Source organism: Gordonia ajococcus, from assembly GCF_012974285.1.
Classification (GTDB): Bacteria; Actinomycetota; Actinomycetes; order Mycobacteriales; family Mycobacteriaceae; genus Gordonia; species Gordonia amicalis.
In genome coordinates, this window is record NZ_CP052884.1 from 1841715 (window position 1) to 1866521 (window position 24807).

At 67.4% G+C, this 24807-nt stretch carries 25 protein-coding genes and 1 pseudogene; 7 read left to right on the top strand and 19 right to left on the bottom strand.

The window, feature by feature from the left end; all coding sequences use genetic code 11:
- The first annotated feature begins 28 nt into the window (after window positions 1-28).
- Complete coding sequence (locus tag GAA2_RS08455) at window positions 29-616, top strand: NTP transferase domain-containing protein (protein ID WP_024497250.1); 588 nt, start codon at window positions 29-31, stop codon at window positions 614-616.
- 218 nt (window positions 617-834) lie between these two features.
- A complete protein-coding gene (locus GAA2_RS08460) occupies window positions 835-1572 on the top strand; it encodes a hypothetical protein (RefSeq protein ID WP_159405503.1) in 738 nt (245 codons plus the stop codon).
- 7 nt (window positions 1573-1579) lie between these two features.
- On the opposite strand, the gene GAA2_RS08465 is transcribed toward GAA2_RS08460, so the two are convergent.
- Genes GAA2_RS08465 through GAA2_RS08475 form a run of 3 tightly spaced genes read right to left on the bottom strand, consistent with a single transcriptional unit; the run spans window position 1580 to window position 5192 of the window.
- Window positions 1580-3685, bottom strand: coding sequence for a xanthine dehydrogenase family protein molybdopterin-binding subunit (locus GAA2_RS08465; protein ID WP_159405471.1), 2106 nt, complete (start codon window positions 3683-3685; stop codon window positions 1580-1582).
- Complete coding sequence (locus GAA2_RS08470; protein ID WP_159405470.1) at window positions 3682-4680, bottom strand: FAD binding domain-containing protein; 999 nt, start codon at window positions 4678-4680, stop codon at window positions 3682-3684. Before GAA2_RS08470 ends, GAA2_RS08465 begins: the two co-directional genes overlap by 4 nt.
- Window positions 4677-5192 carry a 2Fe-2S iron-sulfur cluster-binding protein gene (locus GAA2_RS08475; protein ID WP_159405469.1) on the bottom strand — a complete coding sequence of 172 codons (516 nt, stop codon included), beginning with the start codon at window positions 5190-5192 and terminating at the stop codon, window positions 4677-4679. Before GAA2_RS08475 ends, GAA2_RS08470 begins: the two co-directional genes overlap by 4 nt.
- Window positions 5193-5320: 128 nt before the next feature.
- On the opposite strand from GAA2_RS08475, the gene GAA2_RS08480 reads away from it, so the two are divergent.
- Window positions 5321-6643, top strand: coding sequence for an NAD(P)/FAD-dependent oxidoreductase (locus tag GAA2_RS08480; protein WP_159405468.1), 1323 nt, complete (start codon window positions 5321-5323; stop codon window positions 6641-6643).
- 158 nt (window positions 6644-6801) lie between these two features.
- Here GAA2_RS08480 and GAA2_RS08485 read toward each other — a convergent pair.
- Together GAA2_RS08485 and GAA2_RS23135 are read right to left on the bottom strand one after the other, a co-directional pair.
- Window positions 6802-7423, bottom strand: a pseudogene (locus tag GAA2_RS08485) (dienelactone hydrolase family protein); the annotation flags it as partial.
- Window positions 7424-7462: 39 nt separating this feature from the next.
- Window positions 7463-7585 carry a hypothetical protein gene (locus GAA2_RS23135; RefSeq protein ID WP_262411029.1) on the bottom strand — a complete coding sequence of 41 codons (123 nt, stop codon included), beginning with the start codon at window positions 7583-7585 and terminating at the stop codon, window positions 7463-7465.
- Between the two features lie 236 nt (window positions 7586-7821).
- Here GAA2_RS23135 and GAA2_RS08490 point away from each other — a divergent pair, with 236 nt between their 5' ends.
- Window positions 7822-8283 (top strand): hypothetical protein, encoded by a 462-nt coding sequence (locus tag GAA2_RS08490; protein WP_024497256.1) that lies wholly within the window; start codon window positions 7822-7824, stop codon window positions 8281-8283.
- A gap of 550 nt (window positions 8284-8833) precedes the next feature.
- Window positions 8834-9961, top strand: a complete 1128-nt coding sequence (locus tag GAA2_RS08495) for a nitronate monooxygenase (protein WP_024497257.1) — start codon at window positions 8834-8836, stop codon at window positions 9959-9961.
- Between the two features lie 18 nt (window positions 9962-9979).
- Here GAA2_RS08495 and GAA2_RS08500 read toward each other — a convergent pair whose 3' ends face one another.
- The 10 genes from GAA2_RS08500 to GAA2_RS08540 form a co-directional block, all read right to left on the bottom strand.
- Window positions 9980-11350 carry an NAD(P)/FAD-dependent oxidoreductase gene (locus GAA2_RS08500; RefSeq protein WP_236577676.1) on the bottom strand — a complete coding sequence of 457 codons (1371 nt, stop codon included), beginning with the start codon at window positions 11348-11350 and terminating at the stop codon, window positions 9980-9982.
- A gap of 89 nt (window positions 11351-11439) precedes the next feature.
- Complete coding sequence (locus tag GAA2_RS23140; RefSeq protein ID WP_236577675.1) at window positions 11440-11796, bottom strand: hypothetical protein; 357 nt, start codon at window positions 11794-11796, stop codon at window positions 11440-11442.
- Window positions 11712-12902 (bottom strand): DUF222 domain-containing protein, encoded by a 1191-nt coding sequence (locus GAA2_RS08505; protein WP_236577674.1) that lies wholly within the window; start codon window positions 12900-12902, stop codon window positions 11712-11714. Before GAA2_RS08505 ends, GAA2_RS23140 begins: the two co-directional genes overlap by 85 nt.
- Window positions 12903-13222: 320 nt before the next feature.
- The gene (locus GAA2_RS08510) at window positions 13223-13678 is read right to left on the bottom strand and encodes a hypothetical protein (RefSeq protein WP_159405466.1); all 456 of its coding nucleotides are present in this window, start codon (window positions 13676-13678) and stop codon (window positions 13223-13225) included.
- A 190-nt stretch (window positions 13679-13868) separates the two neighbouring features.
- Window positions 13869-14231, bottom strand: a complete 363-nt coding sequence (locus tag GAA2_RS08515; protein WP_159405465.1) for a hypothetical protein — start codon at window positions 14229-14231, stop codon at window positions 13869-13871.
- A 267-nt stretch (window positions 14232-14498) separates the two neighbouring features.
- Window positions 14499-16283 carry an acetyl/propionyl/methylcrotonyl-CoA carboxylase subunit alpha gene (locus GAA2_RS08520; RefSeq protein ID WP_024497273.1) on the bottom strand — a complete coding sequence of 595 codons (1785 nt, stop codon included), beginning with the start codon at window positions 16281-16283 and terminating at the stop codon, window positions 14499-14501.
- Window positions 16284-16492: 209 nt separating this feature from the next.
- Entirely contained in the window at window positions 16493-18040 is a 1548-nt protein-coding gene (locus tag GAA2_RS08525) for a condensation domain-containing protein (protein ID WP_024497274.1), read from the bottom strand.
- Window positions 18037-18486, bottom strand: a complete 450-nt coding sequence (locus tag GAA2_RS08530) for a SufE family protein (protein WP_006434573.1) — start codon at window positions 18484-18486, stop codon at window positions 18037-18039. The genes GAA2_RS08525 and GAA2_RS08530 overlap by 4 nt, the downstream gene beginning before the upstream one ends.
- 13 nt (window positions 18487-18499) lie before the next feature.
- Window positions 18500-19396, bottom strand: coding sequence for a sulfurtransferase (locus GAA2_RS08535; protein WP_024497275.1), 897 nt, complete (start codon window positions 19394-19396; stop codon window positions 18500-18502).
- A gap of 190 nt (window positions 19397-19586) precedes the next feature.
- A complete protein-coding gene (locus tag GAA2_RS08540) occupies window positions 19587-19904 on the bottom strand; it encodes a hypothetical protein (protein ID WP_024497276.1) in 318 nt (105 codons plus the stop codon).
- Here GAA2_RS08540 and GAA2_RS08545 point away from each other — a divergent pair.
- Window positions 19903-20628 carry a metalloprotease gene (locus GAA2_RS08545; protein WP_024497277.1) on the top strand — a complete coding sequence of 242 codons (726 nt, stop codon included), beginning with the start codon at window positions 19903-19905 and terminating at the stop codon, window positions 20626-20628. The two genes, GAA2_RS08540 and GAA2_RS08545, sit on opposite strands and share 2 nt — an antisense overlap.
- A 32-nt stretch (window positions 20629-20660) precedes the next feature.
- Here the strand turns inward: GAA2_RS08545 and GAA2_RS08550 are convergent, their stop codons facing one another.
- From GAA2_RS08550 to GAA2_RS08560, 3 genes are read right to left on the bottom strand one after another with little or no spacing between them, the layout of a single operon-like run.
- Complete coding sequence (locus GAA2_RS08550; RefSeq protein ID WP_024497278.1) at window positions 20661-21356, bottom strand: Maf family protein; 696 nt, start codon at window positions 21354-21356, stop codon at window positions 20661-20663.
- A gap of 2 nt (window positions 21357-21358) precedes the next feature.
- Entirely contained in the window at window positions 21359-21610 is a 252-nt protein-coding gene (locus tag GAA2_RS08555; RefSeq protein WP_024497279.1) for an acyl-CoA carboxylase subunit epsilon, read from the bottom strand.
- Window positions 21607-23235: an acyl-CoA carboxylase subunit beta gene (locus GAA2_RS08560; protein ID WP_024497280.1), complete on the bottom strand. Its 1629-nt coding sequence runs from the start codon at window positions 23233-23235 to the stop codon at window positions 21607-21609. Before GAA2_RS08560 ends, GAA2_RS08555 begins: the two co-directional genes overlap by 4 nt.
- Before the next feature lie 114 nt (window positions 23236-23349).
- Between GAA2_RS08560 and GAA2_RS08565 the strand changes: the two genes are divergently transcribed.
- Entirely contained in the window at window positions 23350-24141 is a 792-nt protein-coding gene (locus tag GAA2_RS08565) for a biotin--[acetyl-CoA-carboxylase] ligase (RefSeq protein WP_024497281.1), read from the top strand.
- 33 nt (window positions 24142-24174) lie between these two features.
- Here the strand turns inward: GAA2_RS08565 and GAA2_RS08570 are convergent, their stop codons facing one another.
- Window positions 24175-24798 (bottom strand): hypothetical protein, encoded by a 624-nt coding sequence (locus GAA2_RS08570; RefSeq protein ID WP_024497282.1) that lies wholly within the window; start codon window positions 24796-24798, stop codon window positions 24175-24177.
- Window positions 24799-24807: the final 9 nt, after the last annotated feature.

Below are 24807 nucleotides of genomic sequence, written 5' to 3' on the forward strand. Positions count from 1 at the left end.
GTATCGCCGGTTCACGGGCGGCGGACACATGGAAGATGGAACGGTGAAAGCGTTGCCGGAGGACAGCACGACCGGTTCGGTTCTCGGTGTGGTGCTCGCCGCCGGCGCCGGTACCCGGTACGGAATGCCGAAGATTCTCGCCCACGGCGGTGACTGGCTGGATGCGGCGACGAACGCGCTGCGGGCTGGCGGTTGCGTGGACATCGCGGTGACCATGGGCGCGGCGGTCGTCGAGCCGCCGGTCGGCGCCACCGCGCTCGTCGTCGACGATTGGGCCGAGGGAATAGGTGCGTCGGTGTCGGCGGCGCTGAGATGGGCGTCGCGTCGGCCCGGGATGGGCGGGCTGTTGCTCACCGTGGTCGACACCCCCGACGTCGGAGCCGACGTGGTGCGACGCATCCTCGAGACATCCGAAGGTCGGCGCGAGCGTCTGGTGCGTGCGGTCTTCGACGGCCGGCCGGGCCATCCGGTGTACATCGGTGCGGATCATCTCGGCCCTGCGCTCGAGGTCATCTGCGGCGACGTCGGTGCGCAGGCCTATCTGAGGAGCCGGGAGGTGACGGCGGTCGAGTGCGGGGATCTCGCGTCGGGTGAAGACGTCGACACCAGGGGATGAGCCGGCGGTGACATGCCCATTCGGAGCGTGCCCATTTCGAGACCTTCTCGTCGCCGTTCCGGTGCATGGGGATCCCGCTCCTGGCGAGCGAGGGTGCATAGGGTGCAGACAGAGCCCGCATCGGTACAGCCAGAACCGGTGCACAACGGGCCGTAAGGACCATCACCGGCGAAGAAGGTGATCACGTGGCGCGAGGACACCACCGTCGAATCGTCGCGATGATCGCCGCGCTGGCCGCGGGTCTCGGAGTGGCCGCGTGCTCGGTGTCGCCGGAACCGCAGGCCGCGTCGCCCGCCGCCACGCAGGACGCCCATCTGCCACCGGGCTTCGACACCACCTTCCGCTGGTCGGCCACGCCGGTGCTCGACCCGCAGTCGGCCGAGGGGACCTTCGTGCGCGCCTACGTCGAGTCTTTCGAGCTCGCCAACGCCGGCGCCTCGGCCGAGTGGGGTTATCCGGGATTCGCCGAGGCCTCACCGTCGAACATCGACCAGATGGTGACGGCCTACCCGTCCGGCGTCTCGGACGCCCGACGTCAGGTGGGCAGTGCGTTCTATACGGGCATGCGGCGCACCGACGACGCCGACTGGACGCGAATCGTGCTGTGCCGACAGGGATATCACTCGGTCGAGCGTGACGGGGCCGGACCCGACCGGAGCTGGGCGATCGGATACGACACGTCCCGGCCCGTCGAGATCGACATCCGGCGCACCGGCGACCGGCCACCGGCAGCCCCGCGTGGTGGTCAACGGACGCCGGAGGTGAATGTCTTCGGCGGCTGGTACACCTCGCGATACGACTTCGCTGCGCTGTATCCGACGCCGACGACTGACCAGAAGGTCTGTGCGGCAACGCGACAGGCGGGGATGCCGCACTGGCTGCCGACGCAGGGCGACGACCCGTGGCCGGTGTCACCGGCGGTCCCGGGCTGGTCAGCCTACCCGGGCGTCGGCTGAGGCCCGCTCAGTTGTCCGGCAGTCCCTCGAGCAGGTCGTCGAGGTGGACGGGCAGGTCTCGGACGCGCACACCCGTGGCGTTGTAGACGGCGTTGACGACTGCTGCGGCGCTGCCGACGATGCCGATCTCACCGGCACCTCGGGAACCCATCGGCGTCGCGTGTTCGTCGGGGTCGTCGAGCCAGATGGCGTCGACGTCGGCGATGTCCGCGTGCACGGGGACGTGGTACTCGGCCAGGTCCTGGGTGACGACGTGACCGAAACGCGGGTCCCGGACGCTCTCCTCGTACAAGGCCATCGAGATGCCGAAGGTCATGCCGCCGATGAGCTGTGATCGCACCGTCCGCGGGTTGATGGCGCGTCCTATCGAGAACACGCCGAGCATGCGGGGGATGCGGATCTCACCGGTGTCGACGTCGACGTGGACCTCGACGAAGTGGGCGCCGAACGAGGCGATGGTGAATTTCTCCAGATCGGGGTTCTCGTCGGTCCTCGCGCTGACCTCGGCGCCGTCCGCGGGATCGTCGCCGAACCGTGTCCGGAAGCGTTGTGCCGCGGTGACTATCGCCGAACCCCACGACGAGGTGCCCGACGAGCCGCCCGCGACGGTGGCGCTCGGCAGGGCGCTGTCACCGATCTGGAGGTCGATGCGGTCCGGCTCGACTCCCAGCGCGTCGGCGGCGATGAGTGTCAGCGCGGTCCAGGCGCCGGTCCCGATGTCGGTGGCCGCGATGCTCACCGAATACCGGGTGCCCCGGTACGAGATCGAGGCTTCGTTGCCCGGGTTCACCATGTGCGGGTATGTCGAGGAGGCGACACCGAATCCGACGAGATGCCGGCCGTCCCGGTGTGTCCCGGGTTCTGGACGACGACGGTCCCAGCCGAATCGTTCGGCGCCCGCGCGGAGGCATTCGACGAGCTGTCGCGACGACCACGGCTTCCCGGTCTCGGGATCGTCGGCGGGTTCGTTGCGGATACGCAGCTCGATCGGGTCGAGCCCCACGGCATGGGCGAGTTCGTCCATCGCCACCTCGCCGGCATACATCCCCGGCGCCTCGCCCGGCGCACGCATCCAGAACGGCGGCGGGACGTCGAGTGGTACGACGTGGTGATCGGTGCGCCGGTGCGGCGCGGTGTACATCATCCGCGACGAGACGGCGGCCTGCTCGGCGAACTCCTTGGCATGTGCGCTGTGGGTGTGCGCCTCGTGGATCAGCGCGGTGATGTTGCCGTCGGCGTCCGCGGCGATGCGGAGTCGGGATCGCGTGGGCGCGCGGTGGCCGACGTAGGCGAACATGTGCTGGCGGGTGACCGCGAACTTCACGGCCCGGCCGGGCACCCGCATCGCGGCCATGGCGGCCAGGACGTCGTGTGAGTGGGGTGAACCCTTGGACCCGAACCCGCCCCCGACATGCGGAGCGATCACCCGCATCTGTGCGGGTTCGAGTCCAAGGACGGGAGCCAACGCGGAGACCACGCCCTGCGTCGACTGCGTTGAGTCGTACAGGGTGAGGAGCTCCTCGTCGGGTGCCCACAATGCGACCACGGTGTGTGGCTCCAGCGGATTGTTGTGCTCTTCGGGCGTCGAATACCACTCGTCGACCACGACGGTGCCCTCCGGCGGATCCGCCAGAATTCGGTCGGGTTCTCCTGTCTCGGAGGTGGTTTCGAATCCGCCGTTGACCTTCGCGGGCCGGTAGCGATTGGGGTGGTCGACGCGGAACGCGGTGTCGTGGGGAGCCTCGTCGTAGGACACCGTCACGGATGCGGCTGCTTCCCGGGCGATTTCGGGTGACTCCGCGACCACCGCGCCGATGAGCTGGCCGCGGTAGGAGACCTCCGGGGACTGCAGGATCGTGAGATCGCCGTCGGAGGTGTCGGCGAGGCGCGGCGCGTCGTCGACGGTGAGGACCGTGACGACGCCGACGGTCGACTCGGCTGCGTCGGTGTCCATCGAAGTGACTCGGCCTCGGGCGACGGTCGCGGTGACCGGCCACAGGTACACCGCGTCGGTGACGTGTTCGTAGGCGTACGGAGCTGTGCCGCGGACTTTTTCGACGCCGTCGATCCGAGCGTGGCCGATCGGGGCTGGAGACGATCCGACGACGCTCATCGGGTGGTCAGCTCCTCGAGAACAGCGGTCAGGGTGCGTCGGACGAGGGGGATCTTGAACTCGTTTCCGTCGAGCGGCCGGGCGGCGGCGAGTTCGGCGTCGGCGGCCTCGGCGAACAGTTCGCGCGAGGGTTGCTGCCCGCGGAGCACGGCCTCGGCCCGTTCGGCGCGCCACGGCTTGTGGGCGACGCCGCCGAATGCGACCCGCGCATCCGCGATCGTCCCATCGTTCAGACTGATCTCGGCGCCGACCGAGACCAGCGCGAACGCATACGATGCACGGTCGCGGACCTTGCGATAGGTCGACGCCGATCCGGGGGTCGGGGCGGGCAGGTCGATCGCGACGATCACGTCGTGGGGCTCGAGAACCGTGTCGCGGTCGGGATGTTCACCGGGTAGCCGGTACAGCGCACGCACGTCGAAGTCGCGTTCACCGTCCGGGCCCTGCACCACGACACGTGCGTCCAGGGCGGTGAGCGCCACGGCCAGGTCCGACGGGTGGGTGGCCACGCAGATTGCCTGGGCATCGGTGTCGGGCGCCCCGAGCACGGCGTGATAGCGCGTGTAGCCGCCGATCGCCGAGCACCCGCTGCCTGGTGTGCGTTTGTTGCACGGGGTCGTGACGTCCTGGAAGTAGACGCATCGTGTCCGCTGCAGCAGGTTTCCGGCGTTGGTCGCCAGATTGCGCAGCTGAGGGGATGCGCCCGAGAGCAGGGCGCGTGCAAGCATGGGGTAGCGACGGCGGACCAGGGGATGGGCGGCGGTGTCGGCGTTGCGCGCCGTCGCGCCGAGACGCAGTGAACCATCCGGGTTTTCGCCGATCTGATCCAGAGGAAGTCGTGAGATGTCCACCAGTGCAGGCGGGTTGGCGATGCCCAGCTTCATGTGGTCGACGAGGTTCGTGCCGCCCGCGAGCAGCTTCGCGCCGGGATGGTCGCGGAGGAAGTCGACCGCGCCGGCCACGTCGTCGGCGCGTTCGTAGGTGAAGGGGATCATCGTCCCGCCGCCTGCCGGATCGCCGCGACGATGTTGGGATAGGCCGCGCAGCGACACAGGTTGCCGCTCATCCGTTCCCGGATCTCGTCATCGCTGAGGGGTTCGTCCGAGGTGTCGGGGTCGAGGTCGTCGGTGGCGTGACTCGGGTGCCCGTTCTTGGCCTCGTCGAGCATGCCGGCCGCCGAACACACCTGGCCCGGCGTGCAGTACCCGCACTGGAAGGCGTCCTGATCGATGAACGCCTGCTGGAGTGGGTGGAGGTCGTCGGCGTCGGCGAGTCCCTCGGCGGTCACGATCTCGGTGCCCTCGTAGCTGACGGCGAACGACAGGCAACTGATGATGCGGCGACCATCGACGAGGACGGTGCACGAGCCGCACTGGCCGTGATCACAACCCTTCTTGGGCGAGAAGACGCCCAGACGATCCCGGAGGCCGTCCAGGAGGGTGGTGCGCGTGTCCACCACGACATCGCGGGCCACACCGTTGACCGACAGAGAAACCCTGGCTTCCACAGCGCGCGGATACCCGCCGGCATGGGGGTTAAACCACGGTTTACGGCGTCTCCCGCGGTATCCGGCCGGTGCGGTGGCGCGCCGCGATGTTCAGCCCGGGGGCCGATCCGTCTGGAACAATCGGCGGAATGGCCCCCTCGAGACCCAGAGTCGTCGTCATCGGAGCAGGATTCGCGGGCATGCACTGCGTCCGTCGACTGCGGAAGGCCGCGGTCGACGTGACCCTGGTCGACCGCGGAACCAGCCACGTCTTCCAGCCGCTGCTCTACCAATGCGCCACCGGGTTGCTGTCCGAAGGCGCGATCTCCAGCCCGATCCGGCACCTGACCCGGCGTCAGCGCAATCTCGATGTCGTACTGGGTGAGGCCGCCGGCATCGACGTCGAGACGCGCGAGATCATCGTGGACCGTCTCGACCGGTCGTCGTTCCGTCTGCCCTACGACTACCTCGTCGTCGGAGCCGGTATGCGTACCGCGTATCGAGGCAACGATCAGTTCGCGAAATACGCACCGGGGATGAAGTCGCTCGACGACGCGCTGACGATCCGCCGCAAGATCATGGCCGCCTTCGAGATGGCGGAGACGATCACCGACCCCGCGGAACAGCGATCCTGGCTGACCTTCGCGGTCGCGGGCGGAGGACCGACGGGGGTCGAGTTGGCCGGGCAGATCCGTGAGCTCGCCACCCGCGCCCTCGAGCGTGAATACGACGCCATCGATCCCGCCCAGGCACGAGTGCTGTTGCTGCACGGCGGGGATCGGGTGCTGCCGTCATTCGATGCACGACTGTCGGCGAGTGCACAGCGAACCCTCGACGCCCTGGGCGTCGAGACGCACCTCGGGGTGCACGTGACCGGTGTGGGCGACGACTACGTGGAGACGACCCGCAAGGCCGACAAGCACAAAGAGGTGTATCCGGCGCGGACGACGCTGTGGACCACCGGCGTCGAGGCCGTCCCGTTCGCCGCCACCCTGGCCACGGCCCTCGGCGTCGAGCAGGATCGGTCAGGGAGGATCCCGGTGGAATCTGACCTCTCGGTGCCCGGCCATCCCGACGTGTTCGTGGCCGGCGACATGATGGCGTACAAGGACCTGGCCGGTGTCGCCGAGGTCGCCATGCAGGGCGGTCACCACGTCGGTCGGGTGATCGCGGAAAGCGTTGCAGGGCAGCGGGAACGGGCGCCATTCAAGTACCGGGACCTCGGGACCGCCGCCTACATCGCGCGGCGCCACGCCATCGTGCAGTCGGGGCGTTTCCAGATGTCGGGGTTCACCGGATGGGTCGCGTGGGGCGCCATCCACATCGCCTTCCTGGCCGGCGTCCGAAACCGCCTGGGAACCGTGATGACCTGGGGCGCAACCCTGATGACCGATTCCCGCCGGGAGCGGGCGATCATCTACGGCGACACCGAGACCGCCCGGACACCGTACGCGCGCCGGGAACCGAAATAGGTCCGCCGCGTCGTCCGTTGAGAGTTTGTCGTCCGGTCGACCTCATCTCGACTTCCAGACCTCGATCGAAGTCTGGTAGTCGAGATGAAGTCTGGGAGTCGGCGAAATGATGGCGTACAAGGACCTGGCCGGTGTCACGCGCGACCGCCGCGCCCGGTTCAGAGATGGCTCAGAAACCAGTCGCGGGCCAGGACCGCGACCTGCTCGAGCGCACCCGTCTCCTCGAAGAGGTGGGAGGCACCCGGTACCACGGTGATCTCACATTCGGCGGTGATCGATTCTCGAGCACGCTGATTCAGGTCGAGGACCAGTTCGTCTCGTCCGCCGACGATCAGCAGGGTGGGCGCTGTCGTCATGGCCAGTGCGTCGCCGGCGAGATCCGGCCGACCGCCGCGCGACACTATCGCCTGGACATCCACACCCGGGTCGGTGGCGGCACGCAACGCGGCGCCCGCCCCGGTACTCGCGCCGAAGTAGCCGACCGGCAACGACCCCACGTCCGTTCGGGCGGCGAGCCAGGTGGTGACATCGACCAATCTTCGCGCCAGCAGGTCGATGTCGAAGACGTTGGCGCGGGTGAGTTCTTCCTCCGGCGTCAGCAGGTCGAACAGCAAGGTGGCGATCCCGGCCGCGTTGAGGACGTCGGCCACGTAGATGTTGCGGGAGCTGAACCGGCTGCTTCCGCTGCCATGCGCGAAAACGACCACTCCTTTGGCGTTCTCGGGAACGGTGAGGTGTCCCGCGACCCTGACCGGTGGCTTCCACCTCGACCTCGTGGTCACCCGCGCGGTGATCGTGGGCTTGAGAGTTCATGTCTTCTCACCATTCAGGTTGTCTGGTTCGGTTGCGGGCTGTCGTGCGCGCCCGGTCGAGCAGACTGCCGACCTCATCGTCGAGATGGACGGCCAGGTGGCGGCAGGCGTCGGCCCGATCCAACTGCATGTTCGCCTCCGTCCGTGCCGTGAGGGGTGTCCGGTCCTTGCAGTATCCATCGGTCGAGAGGGGCAATGTCACCGAATCGCTCACCGGAGAGCTCGGAGGGCGGAAGCATGCGGCCTGACCCGGAGGCCGTGCGGACTCCGGGCCCAAAATGTCCGAACGGCGTGTCGAGCGGGCTGATCGCATGCTACGGATAGAGGCGTAAGAGGATTGCGGCACATCCCTGAGGAGCCCTGATCATGAACCGACGTCAGAAAGCGCTGGTTTCGTCCTTTGCCGCGATCACGATCGGGGTCGCCGTCGTGGGTTGTGGCAGCGACACCACGTCATCTGAGGGCACCACTTCGGCGACCACTGCGGTGAGTACCGAGACGGGTTCTGCGACGACGGGTTCTGCGACGACGGGGAACGGCGACGACTCGGGCGGCGAGACCTTCGGTGGTCTGCCTGTTTACGAGCCGTCCGATCAGGTCAGCAAGGCGCCCGGATCGCTGGTTCTCACCTCGCCGGACTCGGTGGAGAAGATCGGCGAGTTCTACAAGAACGCAGTCCGGGACGGGGACTGGGACATCGTGTCGGAGACGGTGTCACGGTTTGCGGCCAGCATCACGGTCAAGAAGAGGGGCAGGGGAGCGTCCATCAACGTGGCCCCCGGCACCGACGGATCGGTGATCTCGATCAGCAGCTACCCCTCGCTCTGAGTCCGACAGCCGAGTCGTCGGGCTCGACGTAAGACACGAAGGCCAGGTCAGACGAAGGTCAGGTAGTCAGTCCTTCACCGGCGTCATCTGCTTGCCGCAACAGATCTCCCGGTGTTCCATTCCTTCGGGACATGGGCACTCTTTCTCATAGACGAGCCGCGCTCCACAACCTTGGCACTCGTAGCGGTCTCCGGCGTTCCGGGGCATCTGAACCTCCGTGGGATAGTTCCGCACCGTCTGGACCGGCACTCACATCATTCGATGAGCCGAACCGGCCGCCGGTCGGTTGAGTTGTTTCCGGTGACGTCTTCGGATTCAACCACGTCGACTGTCCGGAGGGACGGTCTTGATCTGAAAACCGTCGACGGGCCGGACCCGGTCGGGTATCCGATACACATGTGACCACTGGTGCACAGCAGTACCTGACGCCTGGCAGACGATGTCGTCTGGCAGGCCCCGTCAGACTGTTCCGCGGAACGCTTGTCCGTCGTCGCGGAGCCTGGTATTCAGATTAGAACACGTTCTAATTCTGACCTGGCGAGGAGTCTGTATGCACACCCCAATCTGCGACGAACTCGGTATCGAGTTCCCGATCTTCGCGTTCACCCACTGTCGTGACGTGGTGGTCGCGGTCAGCAAGGCGGGTGGCTACGGAGTACTCGGCGCGGTGGGTTTCACGCCGGAGCAGCTCGAGATCGAGTTGAACTGGATCGACGAGCACATCGGCGACCACCCGTACGGTGTCGACATCGTGATCCCCAACAAGTACGAGGGCATGGACTCGAACATGTCGGGCGAGGAGCTGACCAAGCTGCTCCAGTCGATGGTGCCGAACGAGACCCTGGAATTCGGACGCAAGCTGCTCCGCGACCACGGGGTGCCCCTCGCCGAGGACGACGACAACTCGCTGCAGCTGCTCGGTTGGACCGAGGCCACCGCGACACCGCAGGTGGAGATCGCGCTGCAGCATCCGAAGGTCACGCTGATCGCCAACGCGCTCGGCACGCCCCCGAAGGACATGATCGAGAAGATCCAGGCGGCCGGTCGCAAGGTCGCGGCGCTGTGCGGCTCCCCGAAGCAGGCGCGCAAGCATGCCGACGCCGGGGTCGACATCATCATCGCCCAGGGCGGCGAGGGCGGTGGTCACTGCGGTGAGGTCGGTTCGATCGTGCTGTGGCCGCAGGTCGTCAAAGAGGTTGCGCCCGTGCCGGTTCTGGCCGCCGGTGGTATCGGCAGCGGCGAGCAGATCGCGGCTGCGCTCGCGCTCGGCGCGCAGGGCGCGTGGAGCGGATCGCAGTGGCTGATGGTCGAAGAGGCCGAGAACACCCCTGTCCAGCAGCAGACCTACATCGATGCGTCGAGCCGTGACACCGTTCGCAGTCGCTCGTTCACGGGCAAGCCGTGTCGCATGTTGCGCAACGACTGGACCGAGGCGTGGGAAAACCCGGAGAACCCCGATCCGCTGGGGATGCCGTTGCAGTACATGGTCTCCGGTATGGCGGTCGCCGCGACGCACAAGCATCCCGACGAGAGCATCGACGTCGCCTTCAATCCCGTCGGTCAGGTGGTCGGGCAGTTCCGCAAGGTCGAGAAGACGTCGGCGGTCATCGAGCGCTGGGTGACCGAGTACATCGAGGCGACCGGCAATCTGGACACGTTCGCCAACGCGACGACCTAGACCGGACGAGGGGCGGGCTCATCCGGCGGATGCTCGCACCAGGGCTCGCCTCTCGTTCCGGTCATCGCGGATACGCCGGACCTGGGTTCGCACATCGGCGACGACCTCCCGCGTCGACGACGCGGGTTGGCGGAGTGCGCCGAGGATGAGGCTGGGAAGAGCGGTCAGCGGAAGCATCGACGACGGCGCCTGGACGCGGTTGTAGATGTCGCTCAGGATCTGAGCGTACTCGGGGCGATCCCGAGCGCGGTGGTAGAGCTCGTATTCGAGCGGCGAGGGCGGCGAGCCAGACGCCAGCACGTTCGTCCACTGATAGATCTCGACGCAGTCCTGCTCGCGTCGAGCGGCCCATTCCGCGGTGGCGGCGTCGACCGCCTCGGGGTCGGGACCACCGCGAGAGCCGAGAATCGGGGCGAGTCGCTCGCCGAGCAACCGGCCGTACCGGTAGGCGTCGCGGATTCCCTGCGCGGTGACCGGATCCTTGAAGTGGCCGGCGTCGCCGGGCAGTGCCCATCCCGGTCCGCTCGACCGGCGGAAGTACGACTCGATTCCGGTGCACGACCGCACCCGGGACACCATTTCCGCGCCCTCGAGGCGTCGTGCCAGGCCAGGCAGCGCTGCGACGCCCGCGCGGTAGGCATCGGTGACCTTACGCCCGTGGAACGCGTCATCGAGCTCGACAGGCGGTTGCAGCAGGCACAGCGTCTGGCCGTCGTCGCAGGGGAATGCGGTGCCGAGTAACCCGTCGACCCGCCATTGGGAGGCGATGTGGCGCAGGTCTTCGCGTGGGTCCGTCCAGTAGGCGAAGTAGCACGATCGGCCACTCCTGGAGGAAATCAGCGGGGTCTGCGCTCCCACCTCGCGGGCCACGACGCTCTTGCGGCCGTCGGCCCCGATGACGATGGGAGCAATCGCCGCCCGTTCGTGGTCGTCGGGATCGGTATAACGGATGCCGGTGACGCGCCCGTCATCGGAGATCAATCCCGTTGCCCGACACTGTTGCCGGATGTCGGCTCCGAGGGACGACGCCGTCCGGACGAGGGCGTCGTCGAGATGTGAACGCCGCAGACACATTCCGTAGTCGATACCGGACACCGGCGAATACCCGGTGCGCCAGCCGATCTCGTCGAGGATGGCCTCGGCGATGGGAAGACGTGGCGCGCCCGCCTCCTCGACGGCGGGCAGGGCGCCGAGTGCGTGGATCTCGGCCAGGGTCGACGGCCACAGCAGATGCGTGGAGAGTGTGTCGGAGGGGAAGCGCGCCGAATCGATGACCAGGACGTGCAATCCGCGGCCGGCGAGTGCGATCGCGGTGGCAGATCCGGCGCAGCGCGCGCCGACGATGATGGCGTCGAACTCTTCGGCTGCGTTCACTCCGGTGTGACTCACCGCGACCTCCATCGGCTCGGACGGCCTCTGGTCAACGAACAGTAGTCGCCGAACGCACAGGTGCGTGGCGACTTCTGTTCGATTGCCTGTCAGAAGGGTGGCGGGTTTGCTTGGTTCCAACGCTGTTCGGCGCGTCGGGCCCGGCGGGACCTCGTGTCTCGCTGAGTGGCGTGCCGGACGCGCGCCGGATGATCGGGTGAGCGAATCGGTGCGAGATGGCCGAACAGATCACGGCCGTTGTAGGCGTTGCCGACGAACATGTGTCCGGTGGGTGTGGTGAACCAGGCGGTCAGGAACTCGTCCTGGTAGTCCTGCCAGCTGGTGAAGGTCTTGATCCGGTGGTGAAACCGGCAGAGTGGTTTCAGGTTGCGTTCGAGGGTGCGTCCACCACGGTCGGGATGCTGATGGTCGAACGGCCGGGTGTGATCGAGGTCGATCTGCCACACCGGCGCATTGCATCCCGGGAAGGTGCAGCACAGTTCGCCGGCCCGCACCAGGGCTTGCAGCTTCTTCGACGGAACGTAACGCAACGCAGCGCCGATTCCGGGCTGGGTGCGACGGTGGGGTGCAGGTAGGTGCGTCGGGCTTCAGCGAGCAGCTTGCGTGCGGTTTCGGCGTCGATGATGCCCTGACCATCGAGAAACGCCGGATCATCGTCGAGGCCGATGAGGGTGGAAAGATTGGCGATGATGAAGTAGTTCGCCCGCGGAGCTGTCTTGTCGGCGGCGCAGGAGCACGGCATGGGTCCTGGGTCGACGTGGTGAGGGTCGACCGTCGGGGCATCCTCGGGTTCAGCGGTCTCCCCGAATTCTCTTGCGGAAGACGAACAATCGTTGCATGTGCAGGCTAGTGAAGTCGCGCCGCGAGCCAGTGCGACCAGCGCATCGGCGCGACGTTGTGCAACGGTGCGAGGGTCGGCGGCATGTACTTCGGCCGCCATCGCGGACAAGCGGGCGTCGAACGCGGCAGCGTCGGCGATCGGTAGTGTCCCGGACAGGCGGGATTGTCCGGGGTTGAACCGATCGGGTCCGACGGTGACCTTGCGGTCGTCGGTGGCTCGCTCGCGACGCCTGCGCACTGCCTCGGGTGCCCACTTTGCGACGATGGCGTCGACCATGGCGGTGAACCGGGTCGTCGACATCGGTGCGCGGGCGAAGATGGCCTCGGCCAGATGTGCATCCACCGTCTGCATCTCATCGGCGTCGGTGACGAGGTCGGTTCGCTTGATCGCGATGAGGAAACGCTTCTTGTCGATGCGGCCGCAGGCCAGTGCGTGACCGGTGAACGACAGTCGATACCGCAGGGCGTCACCGGCCATGATGAGTTCTCGGGCCTCTGCCGGCGTCATGGTCAAGGTGGCGCCGACCTCGGCGATGGCCTGCTCGAGACCGTTCGGCCCGAACTGTGCGTACGGGTTCTCACTGGCGGCCGCTCGAGCAGCCAGCTCGTCGAACGCCTCGATCGAGTCGAGTTGTCCGCTGTGCGCCTCGGCGCGACGCGCGGCATAGTCCATTTCCCGTTCGTCGTGAATGAGGCTGGCAACGGTCATCATTCGGTGGGCTGTCGACGCGGCGAGCCCGGCGCAGTGATTCAAGACCTCGATCAGCTCAGGGGCTGAGAGTTCGGTATCGGGACGCAGCGTGGGCTCGACAGAGTCTTCTGTGATGCCTGCCGAATCCGTGGATTCGCTGCCCGCCCCCCGCGCCATGACACAACAGTACTCGAATATGTGTTCGAGTCAAGTGGTCTCCAGTGCGTCAAGCATTCTGGCGGGCGCGCTGAGTGCAGGATCTTGACGCGCAGGGACTTGAAAAGAAGCTGTGACCGACGCCGAACACGCCCTCACCCGTTGCCGGCGATCGTTGGTTTCGACTACTCGCGGGTGTACTCGGCGATGTCGATGTCGATGTCGTGTTCGGCGGCCAGTGCTCGGAGCTTCTCGGCGTCGTCGAGTTGGATGCACACGCAGGCGTGTAGGCCATCGTCGTCGCGGCGCACGATGTAGTAGGCGTTGCTGTCGGTGAGTTGATCACCGTTGGCCCCGTAGAAGATCCACCGCACCTTGACCAGGCTGATCGCGGTGGTGAGGTGTTCGACGTTCAGGCATTCGTGGCTGACCGATGCCAAGCCGAGTTCGCGGTAGAGCGGGTAGGCCTGCTCAAGGCTGTGTGCCATGGTCTCGCGGTCGTCGACGACACCGGCGAAACGATCATCGATGATCATGCCCGGGATGGCCCACAACTGTGCGGCCGCGGTCGAGTCGAAGGCACTCAGCGTAGCGGCATAGCGGGTCAGGTAGTCGTCGATTTCCGGGTCGATCTGGTTCATGTCTCTGAACCTATTACCAACGACCTATTACCAACGCCGTCGCAGCTATGTCGGCTTGCGACCGGCAGGTTCGAGACGAGGGTGTCAGAGCTTCCCGAACGCGTTCTGGGCCGTGCCGAACTGTACGGGCCAATGCAGACAGGCGCTGAAAGCTCGGAGGAGAGAGCGACACCTGACACTCTCGGTCGATTCAGCCGATCGAACGCGAGAGGGGTTCGGCCACAGTGAGATCCAGCGCACCTTCGGCAAACCGTGACACTGGCCCGATCGCAGCGTCGAGCGCCGCGTCGTAGCCGTCGCGCGCCTGACCCCACAACCGGCCCGAGGCGCCGTCCGGCGTCACCCCGACGAGAGCGATCAACTCGCCGGTCGTGGGGATGCAGATGGCCCACACGAAACGCGTCTCGGTGTGCCAGTCGGAGTTCGCTGCCTCGACGTAATCGGCGGGGGAGTCGACCCCGAGAAGAGACAACGCCGGGACGTCGGTGATCCGGTCGTCCGCACGAAGCGAACGCAGATACCACGTCCCGGCGTTGATCTCGACTGGTTGCACGATGTCCCTTCGATACGCTCGCAGGCTCGCTACTCAGGGAGCGGGTGGCTCGCAAGCTCGCTACTCGGGGAGCGAGCCACGAAGGCCGGCGAGGTTGCCTCACCAGGCCTTCGTGGCTCGTCGCTATCGCTCCTCGCACCTCAGGCAGCGAGGGTGGTCGCTCGCACCTCAGGCAGCAGGGTGGTTCCTCGCACCTCAGGCAGCAAGGGTGGTTCCTCGCACCTCAGGCAGCGAGGGTGGTTCCTCGCACCTCAGGCAGCGAGTGGGTTACTTCAGCTCGAGCAGCACGGTACCCTGGGTGACCGCGGCGCCGGCCTCGATGGCCAGACCGGTGACCACGCCGTCCTTGTGGGCGGTGACCGGGTTCTCCATCTTCATCGCCTCGAGGACGACGACCAGATCACCGGCGGAGACCTCCTGGCCCTCTTCGACGGCGACCTTGACGACGGTGCCCTGCATCGGAGCGGCCACGGCGTCACCGGAGACGGCTGCGCCGCCGCCCTTCTTGCGCGAGCGGGCCTTCGGCTTCTTGCGGATGACACCGTTGGTCGAGCCGCCGCCGCCACCGAGGGCGAGATCACCCGGCAGCGAGACCTCGACGCGGCGTCCGCCGACCTCGACCACGACCTTCTGACGCGGTGCGGCGTCGTCTTCCTCGATCGGCTCTCCACCGGTGTACGGCTCGATCGGGTTCTCCCAATCGGTCTCGATCCACTTGGTGTAGACGTCGAACTTCTCGCCGTCGCCGATGAACGCCGGGTTGGAGACGATGTGGCGGTGGAACGGGATGACCGTGGCGAGGCCCTCGACCTGGAACTCGGCGAGTGCGCGACGCGAACGCTCGAGCGCCTGCTCGCGGGTCTCGCCGGTGACGATCAGCTTGGCCAGCATCGAGTCGAACTGGCCGCCGATGACGTCGCCCTCGACAACACCGGAGTCGACGCGCACGCCGGGTCCGGTGGGCTCCTTGTAAACCGAGATGGGGCCGGGGGCCGGCAGGAAGTTGCGGCCGGCGTCCTCGCCGTTGATGCGGAACTCGAAGGCGTGGCCGCGCGGGGTCGGATCCTCGGTGAACTCGAGCTTCTCGCCGTTGGCGATGCGGAACTGCTGACGGACGAGGTCGATGCCCGCGGTCTCCTCGGTGACCGGGTGCTCGACCTGCAGACGGGTGTTGACCTCGAGGAACGAGACCAGGCCGTCGTTGCCGACCAGGAACTCGACGGTGCCCGCGCCGTAGTAGCCGGCCTCGCGGCAGATGGCCTTGGCGGACTCGTGGATCTTGGTGCGCTGCTCGTCGGTCAGGAACGGCGCCGGGGCCTCCTCGACGAGCTTCTGGAAACGACGCTGCAGCGAGCAGTCGCGGGTACCGGCGACGATGACGTTGCCGTGCTGGTCGGCGATGACCTGCGCCTCGACGTGGCGGGCCTTGTCCAGGTAGCGCTCCACGAAGCACTCACCGCGACCGAACGCGGCGATGGCCTCACGCGTCGCCGACTCGAACAGGTGCGGGATCTCTTCGATGGTGTAGGCGACCTTCATACCGCGACCGCCACCGCCGAAGGCGGCCTTGATCGCGACGGGCACGCCGTGCTCCTTGGCGAAGGCGACGACCTCGTCGGCGTCCTTGACCGGGTCCTTGGTGCCGGGCGCCATCGGTGCGTCGGCCTTCAGCGCGATGTGACGGGCGGTGACCTTGTCGCCGAGGTCGCGGATCGACTGGGGTGACGGTCCGATCCAGATCAGCCCGGCGTCGATGACGGCCTGGGCGAAGTCGGCGTTCTCGGACAGGAAGCCGTAACCGGGGTGGATCGCGTCGGCGCCCGACTTGGCGGCGGCGTCGAGGATCTTGTCGAAGACCAGGTACGACTCGGCCGAGGTCTGGCCGCCCAGTGCGAAAGCCTCGTCGGCGAGTTTGACGAACAGTGCGTCCGCGTCGGGCTCGGCGTACACGGCGACGCTCGCGAGGCCCGCATCCCGGGCTGCGCGGATCACACGGACAGCGATCTCGCCTCGATTGGCGATGAGGACCTTGCTGATTGCGGTACTGGGCACTTGTTCTCCTGGGCCTTACTCGTACTCAGGTGCTCACGACGCGCGGTGGCGCGTGCGACACGGTTGTCGGACAACGGTCAAGACGGTGGTGCAGCCTTCGCCGGCCGGGATGCGGACGGTGAGGGCGCGGACGACGCCGGGAGTCCGGGCGTCGCGACCTTCCGGCAAATACAGTAGCCCACCGAGCAATCGTTCGGTGGAGCCGTGGGTCACAACGCGCGGGAGAATGTGCTCGCATCACCGAGGCGCCGTACGAGTTCGGCGAAATTGTGCAGGTAGGCGTGTACGGGACCGAGGGTCGGGTCGATGTCACTCGCCTCCGCGTCGAGCGGAAAAGGTGACGCATCCGGCATCGGGGCCCCGACGGGGGGAATGTCGGTCGACGACTCGGCGACGCCGAGTTCGCGGAGCGGGGATTCGCGCGGGAAACGGGCCGAATAGCGCAAACCGGACGGGGTCCGGTTGATCCAGATGTAGACCTCGTGCGGGGAGTAGCTGTGGCTGCGAATCACCTTCGCGCGGCCGGCGTCGGCCGCCCCGGCGCCCGGCGCGTACCGGGTGTCGATGAACGAGATCACGAACCGCGGCTCACCGTGGTGGCCGATCAGGTCGGCCACGCGAAGGAAGGGTAGCGAGGCGCCCCGGCGACCGCGCTTGAGGACGGCCGTGGCGCGGGTGACCGCCTGATCGAAGGTCGGGGAGTCGGACATGTCCATCCAGAACGGCGCGACGCCCACGAACCACCCCAGCGCGGTCAGCCACTGCGTGTCGTCACGGGTGTGCCGGGGCAGCACGCAGCGGAACTCCGCGTCGTCGGTCATCTCGTGATGGACCATCGCGAACGCGGCGAGGATGCCCGCGGTCAGCGTTCCGCCGGCCTCCGAACAGATCGCGGTGAACCGGTTGGCGGTCTCGTCGTCGGCGACGACGCCCCACAGCGACTCCTGCGGGATCGTCGTCTCCTCGAAGTACTCCTGATCGGCCTCGTCCCCGATTCCGCCGCTGGTGCCCTCCGGGGACCGCAGCAGGGCCGGCATGTCGCCGGCGCCCGTGCGCAGGAACTCCGACCACAGGGCCACCGCCGGATGGTCGCCGCCGGTCTGGTCGGCGCGGCGTCGTTCCTCGGCGCTGAAGTCGACGTAGCTGCCGACCGCGGGCAGGTTGGCGGTCCGGTGTTCGCGCGCCGCGCGGTACAGCGAGACGAGCTCCTGCTGGGCCATGATCAGCGAGTAGCCGTCGACCAGGGAGTGGTCCGCGGCGAACAGCAGGGTGAACGAGTCGGCGCGTCCCACCGTCGCGAACAGGTAGGCGGGCCAGTGCAGCGGCGCGGTGGCACGGTCGAAGGAGCCGCCCAGCTGCTCGACGAGGGGGCCGGGCTCGGCGAACCAGCCGATGCGTCCCATCTTGAGTTTCACGGTGCCGGGGTCGGTGGTGAGCCGCTGCAGGCCCGTCCCCTTGATCACGACGTGGCTGCGCAGGACCTCGTGACGGTCGATCCACTGGGTCAGCACCGAGCGGATCGCCGGGATCGACAATGGTTCGTCGAACTCGATCGACAGGCCCAGCCAGGCCTCCCGCCCACCCTCGCGCTGGGTCCGCACCCGATAGTCGAAGGCGGCACGCAGATGCTGTTCGTGGTTGTGCGAGGTCAGGCGGGGATCAGGACGCCAGGCGCCCAACCCGCCCGAGACATAGGGGGTCCACTCGACGAGACCCCCCGGTGCGATCGGCTCGTCGCGGATCTGGATGAACTTCATACCCCGGGTGTGTCGGACCCGGAACCGGCCGTCTGATCGCGCACCTGCGCCTTGATCCGGCCGAGCATGCCCGCCATACCCCGGAGGCGGAGCAGACTGACCGCGCTGCCCAGACCGAGGTCGTAGTAGAAGTCCGACGGGACGTCGAGGATCTCCTGCGCCGACGCGGTGTCGAGACCCTGGTGCAGGATCGCCGCGAATCCGCGCGTCGTCGGCGCCTCGCGCGGCGCGGTGAAGTACAGCCGTACCGATTCCGGATCGCCGGCGTCGACGGACAGGAACACCGGTGACTGGCACTCGGGTACCGGTTCCATCGCCTCCTGTTGCAGATGCTCAGGGAGGTCGGGGAGTTCGCCGGCGAATTCCAGGAGCAAGGTGATCTTGTCGGAATCACCAAGTGCGGCAAAGTCTTCGACGATTTCTGCCAGGGCTGGGGGCAAGCTCATCGTCGGTCGGGGCTCACTTGCGGCCGGGCGCGGCACCCGGCTCGTCGCCGACGGCGATGGGTACGCGAACCGCGTTGCCCCACTCGGTCCACGATCCGTCGTAGTTGCGAACCCTGGTGTGCCCAAGCAGATGGGTCAGCACGAACCAGGTGTGGCTGGAACGCTCGCCGATGCGGCAGTAGGCGATCATCGGGGTGCCCTTGTCGAAGTCGCCGTAGATCTCGTCGAGCTCGGCGCGGGGACGGAAACGGCCGTCCGGAGCGGCGGCCCTGGCCCACGGGATCGACACCGCGGTGGGGATGTGACCGCCGCGCAGCGCGCCCTCCTCGGGGTAGTCGGGCATGTGGGTGCGCTCGCCGGTGTACTCCTGCGGCGAGCGGACATCCACGAGCGGCTCGGTGCCGAGCGCCTCGAGGACCTGCGGGGCGAAGGCGCGGATCTTCGTGTCGTCGCGCTCGACGACGGGGTAGTCCGACCGCGGGTACTCGGGGACGTCGAAGGAGGTGTCCCGGTCCTCGGCCATCCACGCGTCGCGACCACCGTCGAGCAGGCGCACGTCCTCGTGACCGAACAGCGTGAACACCCAGAGTGCGTACGCCGCCCACCAGTTGCTCTTGTCGCCGTAGATGACGACGGTGTCGTCGCGCTCGATTCCCTTGCTGCGCATCAGTTCTGCGAACTGTTCACCGTCGATGTAGTCGCGGGTGACCGGGTCGTTGAGGTGCAGGTGCCAGTCGATCTTCTGCGCGGTCGGGATGTGGCCGATGTCGTAGAGCAGCACGTCCTCATCGGATTCGATGATCTTGAGGCCCTTGGCGCCGAGATGAGCCGACAGCCACTGGGTGGTCACCAACCGCTCGGGGTGGGCGTACTCGGCGAAGGCCGGATTCGGGTCGGTTTCAACACTCACGGTCTGTTCTCCAGCTTGGTGCGTTCGGGCGTCTCGACATACATCGCGCGGACCGTGACCGGTCCCGGATACAAAGGGTAGGGCATGGGCGCGTCCGACTGCCCGGTGGCAGACGGGCTCCCGTCTGTCGCAGCTGGTGAGGGCGTGCTTCGGACGGATGACAAACCCCAGGTCAACGGGTGGTTGCCTGCTAAGTTCGCCCAATGATCGATCGACGTGGGGCTCGCGTGGAGCGCCGGGATGTCTCGCGAATGGTCCGGTGGAGCGTTCCGTTGGCGGTGCTGGTGCTCGCCGTGACGAGTGGATGTTCGCTCATCTCCTCCGACGACCCGTCGAGCCCGGCGCCGGCGCCGTCGGCGTCGGCCTCGACGTCGACCTCCTCGTCACCGGGATCGCCGACACCGAGTACACGGTCGAGCATCCCGTCGTCGACGCCGGGCGACGCCGACCCCAGGGGATGCCGTCCGGACGACTGCCCGAAGCTGGCGACGCCGACGGCGGAACTCATGACCAGCGGGGTGAATTCGTCCAACGTCGACACCGCGGTACCGAAGTACCTCACCACGCTGCTCGACGACCTCGACCAGACGTGGGGTGGATGGTTCGGTGAACTCGGTTGGGGTGACCCCGCACCGGGACGGGCCCTGATCGAGTCGGGCACCTCGTTCGCCACCGAATGCATCGACGAGGACGGGGCGTCCAACCGGATTCCGTCCGACGAGGCGAACGCCTTCTTCTGCGGGGTCGACGAGGAACCCAACGGCGACGGCCAGGAGACCGAGGGCAGCATCGTGCTGCCGGTCGACACCTTCGCCGCCATCTGGGACGGGAACGTCTTCGGGGTGCCGTCGCCGATCGTCGGGGACTTCACCGCCGCGATCGTCGTCGCCCACGAGTACGGACACAACGTGGTGTTCCGGATGGCCGAGGCGTTCGGCATCCCGGAGCGGCGACTGCCTCAGGGCAAGAACAGCGAACTGATCGCCGACTGCCTCGCATCCAACTGGGCGGCCACGGCCTACCAGCGTGATGCGTTGGGCGCCAAGGAGATCCTGCAGGTTGCGACCCTGCTCCCGATCATCGGTGACACCGGCGGCGCGATGGGGCACGGGTCGGCGACCGAACGCGCGCGGGCGCTGACCATCGGCCTGACCGGACCGCAGTTCAATCGTCAGGGACAGCCGGTGGACTGCCTACAGCGGTACTGGCCGGAGTTCTTCGAGGTGGGGTGACCCTTCGAGGCAGTGAGAATGGGTGTGGGTGGTCAGTGCTTCCAGAAGTCGGTGACCGACAACCCGACCTCGGTCAGGAGCCGGTGGACGAGCGGCAGACCGATCCCGATGACCGACGAAGGATCGCCCTCGATGCGTTCGACCAGCCAGCCGCCGAGTCCGTCGAGGGTGAACGCACCAGCGACCTGTAGCGGTTCGCCGCTGTCCACATAGCGAGCGACCACGTCGTCGTCGGCATCGGTGAAATGGATTGTCGTGGAACTCGTCCCGGTCGCGCTGGTCGAGCCGCCATCGGGATCGAGCCGGATCAGGTGGTGGCCGGTGAGCAGGTCGGCGTTGCGGCCGCGCATCTCGGCCCACTGCGCGAGTGCACGTTCGGGCGTGTGCGGCTTGCCGAGCAGGCGGTCGTCGAGATGCAGCATCGAGTCACAGCCGATGACCACGACCGTCTCGCCGTTCTCGGCCGCACCGGCGATCTCCGGCAGTGCGGCGACCGACTCGGCCTTCGCCCGTGCCAGCTCGGCGACGACGGCGTCGGCGGGAGTGGCCGGCGGCAACTGTTCGAGCAGCGCGTCCTCGTCCACGTCGGAAACGCGCACCACCGGTTCGACACCGGCGGCGCGCAGGACCCGCAGTCGGGCCGGGGAGGCGGACCCGAGCACGAAGACCGGGCCGGCGGTGGCCGGCCCGGTCTCGTGTGTGTTCGACCCGATCTGGGAATCAGGCACTGTCAGTAGCGCAGATTGGTGAAACTCGACGGTGCGCCCCACTGGGGACGGAGTCGATCGACCGGGCGACCCCAGTCGTTGCGGATCTCCGGTTCCGGCTCACCACCGCCGGCACCCGCGCCGGCCAGGACGCTCACCAGCACGGCGAGGTCCTCATCGGTCGGGTTGCCGTTGACGACGGTCAGGAACGGCTTCTCGGCTGCCTTCTCGGTGTTCTCGTTCACGGATGCCTCGTTCGCTGGGCTCTCACTCACAGGGGGATGTTCCCGTGCTTCTTCGGCGGCAGGTTGACCATCTTGCGCTCGAGCAGCTTGAGTGCGGTCGCGATCTGGCCGCGGGTGTGGCTCGGCGGGATGACCGCGTCGACGTAACCGCGGGCGGCGGCGACGTACGGGTTGACGAGGGTGTCCTCGTACTCCTGCTGCAGCTCGAGGCGCAGTGCGTCGACGTCCTCGCCCTTCGCAGCGGCCTCCTTGAGCTGATTGCGGTAGACGAATCCGACGGCGCCGGAGGCACCCATGACAGCGATCTGCGCCGTGGGCCATGCGAGGTTCACGTCGGCACCCATGTGCTTGGAGCCCATGACGTCGTATGCGCCGCCGTAGGCCTTACGGGTGATGACGGTGATCTTGCCGACCGTCGCCTCGCCGTAGGCGTAGAGCAGCTTGGCGCCGCGGCGGATGATGCCGCGGTACTCCTGGTCGGTGCCGGGCAGGAAGCCGGGGACGTCGACCAGGGTGACGATCGGGATGTTGAAGGCGTCGCAGGTGCGCACGAAACGGGCGGCCTTCTCCGAGGCGTCGATGTCGAGGCAGCCGGCGAACTGGGTGGGCTGGTTGGCGACGATGCCCACACTGCGGCCGTCGACGCGGCCGTAACCGACGACGATGTTCTTCGCGTAATCGGCCTGGATCTCGAGGAACTCGTCGTCGTCGAGGATGCGACGGATGACCTCGTGCATGTCGTACGGCTGGTTCGGCGAATCCGGGATGAGCGTGTCGAGCTCGAGGTCCTCGTCAGTCAGGGTGTCCTCGATGGAGCCGGCGGCCGGCTGCGCGACCGGCAGACGCGGGGCATCGGCACGGTTGTTGCTCGGCAGGTAGCTCAGGAGTTCCTTGACGTACTCGAGCGCGTCCTCTTCGTCGGAGGCGACGTAGTGCGCGGTGCCCGACTTCGCCATGTGGGTGCTTGCGCCGCCGAGTTCTTCCTGGGTGACCTCTTCACCGGTGACGGTCTTGATGACGTCCGGGCCGGTGATGAACATCTGGCTGGTCTGGTCGACCATGACCACGAAGTCGGTCAGCGCCGGGGAGTACACGTGGCCGCCGGCGGCTGCACCCATGATCAGCGAGATCTGGGGGATGACACCGGAGGCGCGGACGTTGCGGTGGAAGATCTCGCCGTACAGGCCGAGCGAGACCACGCCTTCCTGGATGCGGGCGCCGGCGCCGTCGTTGATGCCGATCAGCGGGCGGCCGGTCTTGATGGCGAGGTCCATGACCTTCACGATCTTCTCGCCGTAGACCTCGCCCAGGCTGCCGCCGAAGACGGTGGAATCCTGCGAGAACACGCAGACCTCGCGGCCGTCGATCGTGCCGTAGCCGGTGACCACACCGTCTCCGACCGGTCGACGCTCGGCGAGACCGAAGTTGGTGCTGCGATGCTTGGCGAGCGCGTCGAGTTCGACGAACGAGCCCTCGTCGAGCAGGTGGGTGATCCGCTCACGGGCGGTCAGCTTGCCCTTCGCATGAGTCTTCTCGACGGCGGCCTCGCCCACGGGGTGCTTCGCCTCTTCGAGGCGATTGCGCAGATCGGCGAGCTTCCCCGCTGTCGTGTGGATGTCGGGAGCGGCGGCATCGTCGCGTGAAGCTGTGGTCATGACTGTCGATGCTAACTACCCGAGTGTGAGCCACGTCAACCGGATCAACGTGAGATATCCCTCAGGTTCCCGAGCGATCGGTCGGTGGTTGTTCATTTGTTAGGTTCTTCAGACATGTCCCTCGACGCCGACCTGCTCCGGACCCGACTCGCCGACACGCGCTGGCACCGGATCGAGGTGGTCGATTCCACCGGGTCGACCAACGCCGATCTGGTGTCCCGCGCGGCGACCGAACCGGTCGACGGCACGGTGCGCCTGACCACCGACCAGACCGCAGGTCGCGGACGGCACGCGAGGACCTGGACCGCGCCGCGCGGGACGCAGCTGGCGATGTCGGCGGCGGTCGACGTCGGCGAGCACACCGAACACCTCGGCTGGTTGTCGTTGCTGGCCGGGCTCGCCGCGGTGCAGGGAATCAGTGAGGCGATCGGCGTGCGGCCGGGTCTCAAGTGGCCCAACGACGTGCTGATCGACGGGCGCAAGACCGCCGGGATCCTCTCGGAGTACACGCGTTCACCCCATACCAGGCACGGGGACGGCGGGGTGGCCGTGATCGGCACCGGCCTCAACACGACGATGTCCGAGGACCAGCTCCCGGTCCCGACCGCCACCTCGCTGCAGTTGGCGACCGGTGAGGACGTCCCGCTCACCGAGCTGGCGGCGTCGTACCTGCGGGCACTGTCGGATCTGCTCGACCGGTGGCCGAACGACGTCGACGGACTCGCGGCGCGCTACCGGGAGGACAGTGACACCATCGGGCGCCGCGTACGCCTGGTGCTGCCGGGCGACGAGGAGGTCATCGGGACCGCAACCGGCGTCGACGCGTCCGGGCGGATCGTCGTCGACGCCGACGGCCGTCAGGTGATCGCGGCCGCCGGGGACGTCACGCACCTGCGGCCGGTCTGACTTCGACGGGGCTCAGCCGGCGACAGACGGGGCCTAGCGCTGCAGGCTCTTGACGCCCATCGCCGGGATGATCGTCAACGGCGGAAGACCGATGACGAAATGCAGGATCGCGGTCTCGATGCCGACCGAGGTCTGCTGATAGGTGAGGATCGGGATCAGCACCGCCGCCACCAGGAGCAGCCCCACGATCCAGCGATAGAACTGGTTGGGCGCCGGCGTGATGAGCTGCAGCACATACCAGAGCGCGCCGGCGGCGAGTGCGCACAGGAATCCCACGACACCGAACCAGATCTCGCTGGCCGCCACCGGGTTCCAGACACCGAGTTTGCCGGACTCGTTCACCTTCTCGACGAACGCCGCGATGATCCAGGCGACCAGCCACGCAGCGAGGCCGGTGACCACACCGGTCATCACCACGCCACCGGCGAAGGTGACCGGGTTGACGTCGGGTCCGCGGCGCGGCGCCCGGTCCGGCCGTGGCTGCTCGACGTAGCCGCCCGGTGCGGCGGGGCCGTCGGCGCGGTACGGATCCCGGTAAGGCTCGGCATACGGATCCTGCCGGCTGTAGGCACGCGAGTCGGGGTTGTACCCGGATTCGTAGCGAGCGGTCCGTGGGTCGGGATCGCGGTGCGGGCCCCGCGGGTCCTGGTAGGTCATGACAATTCT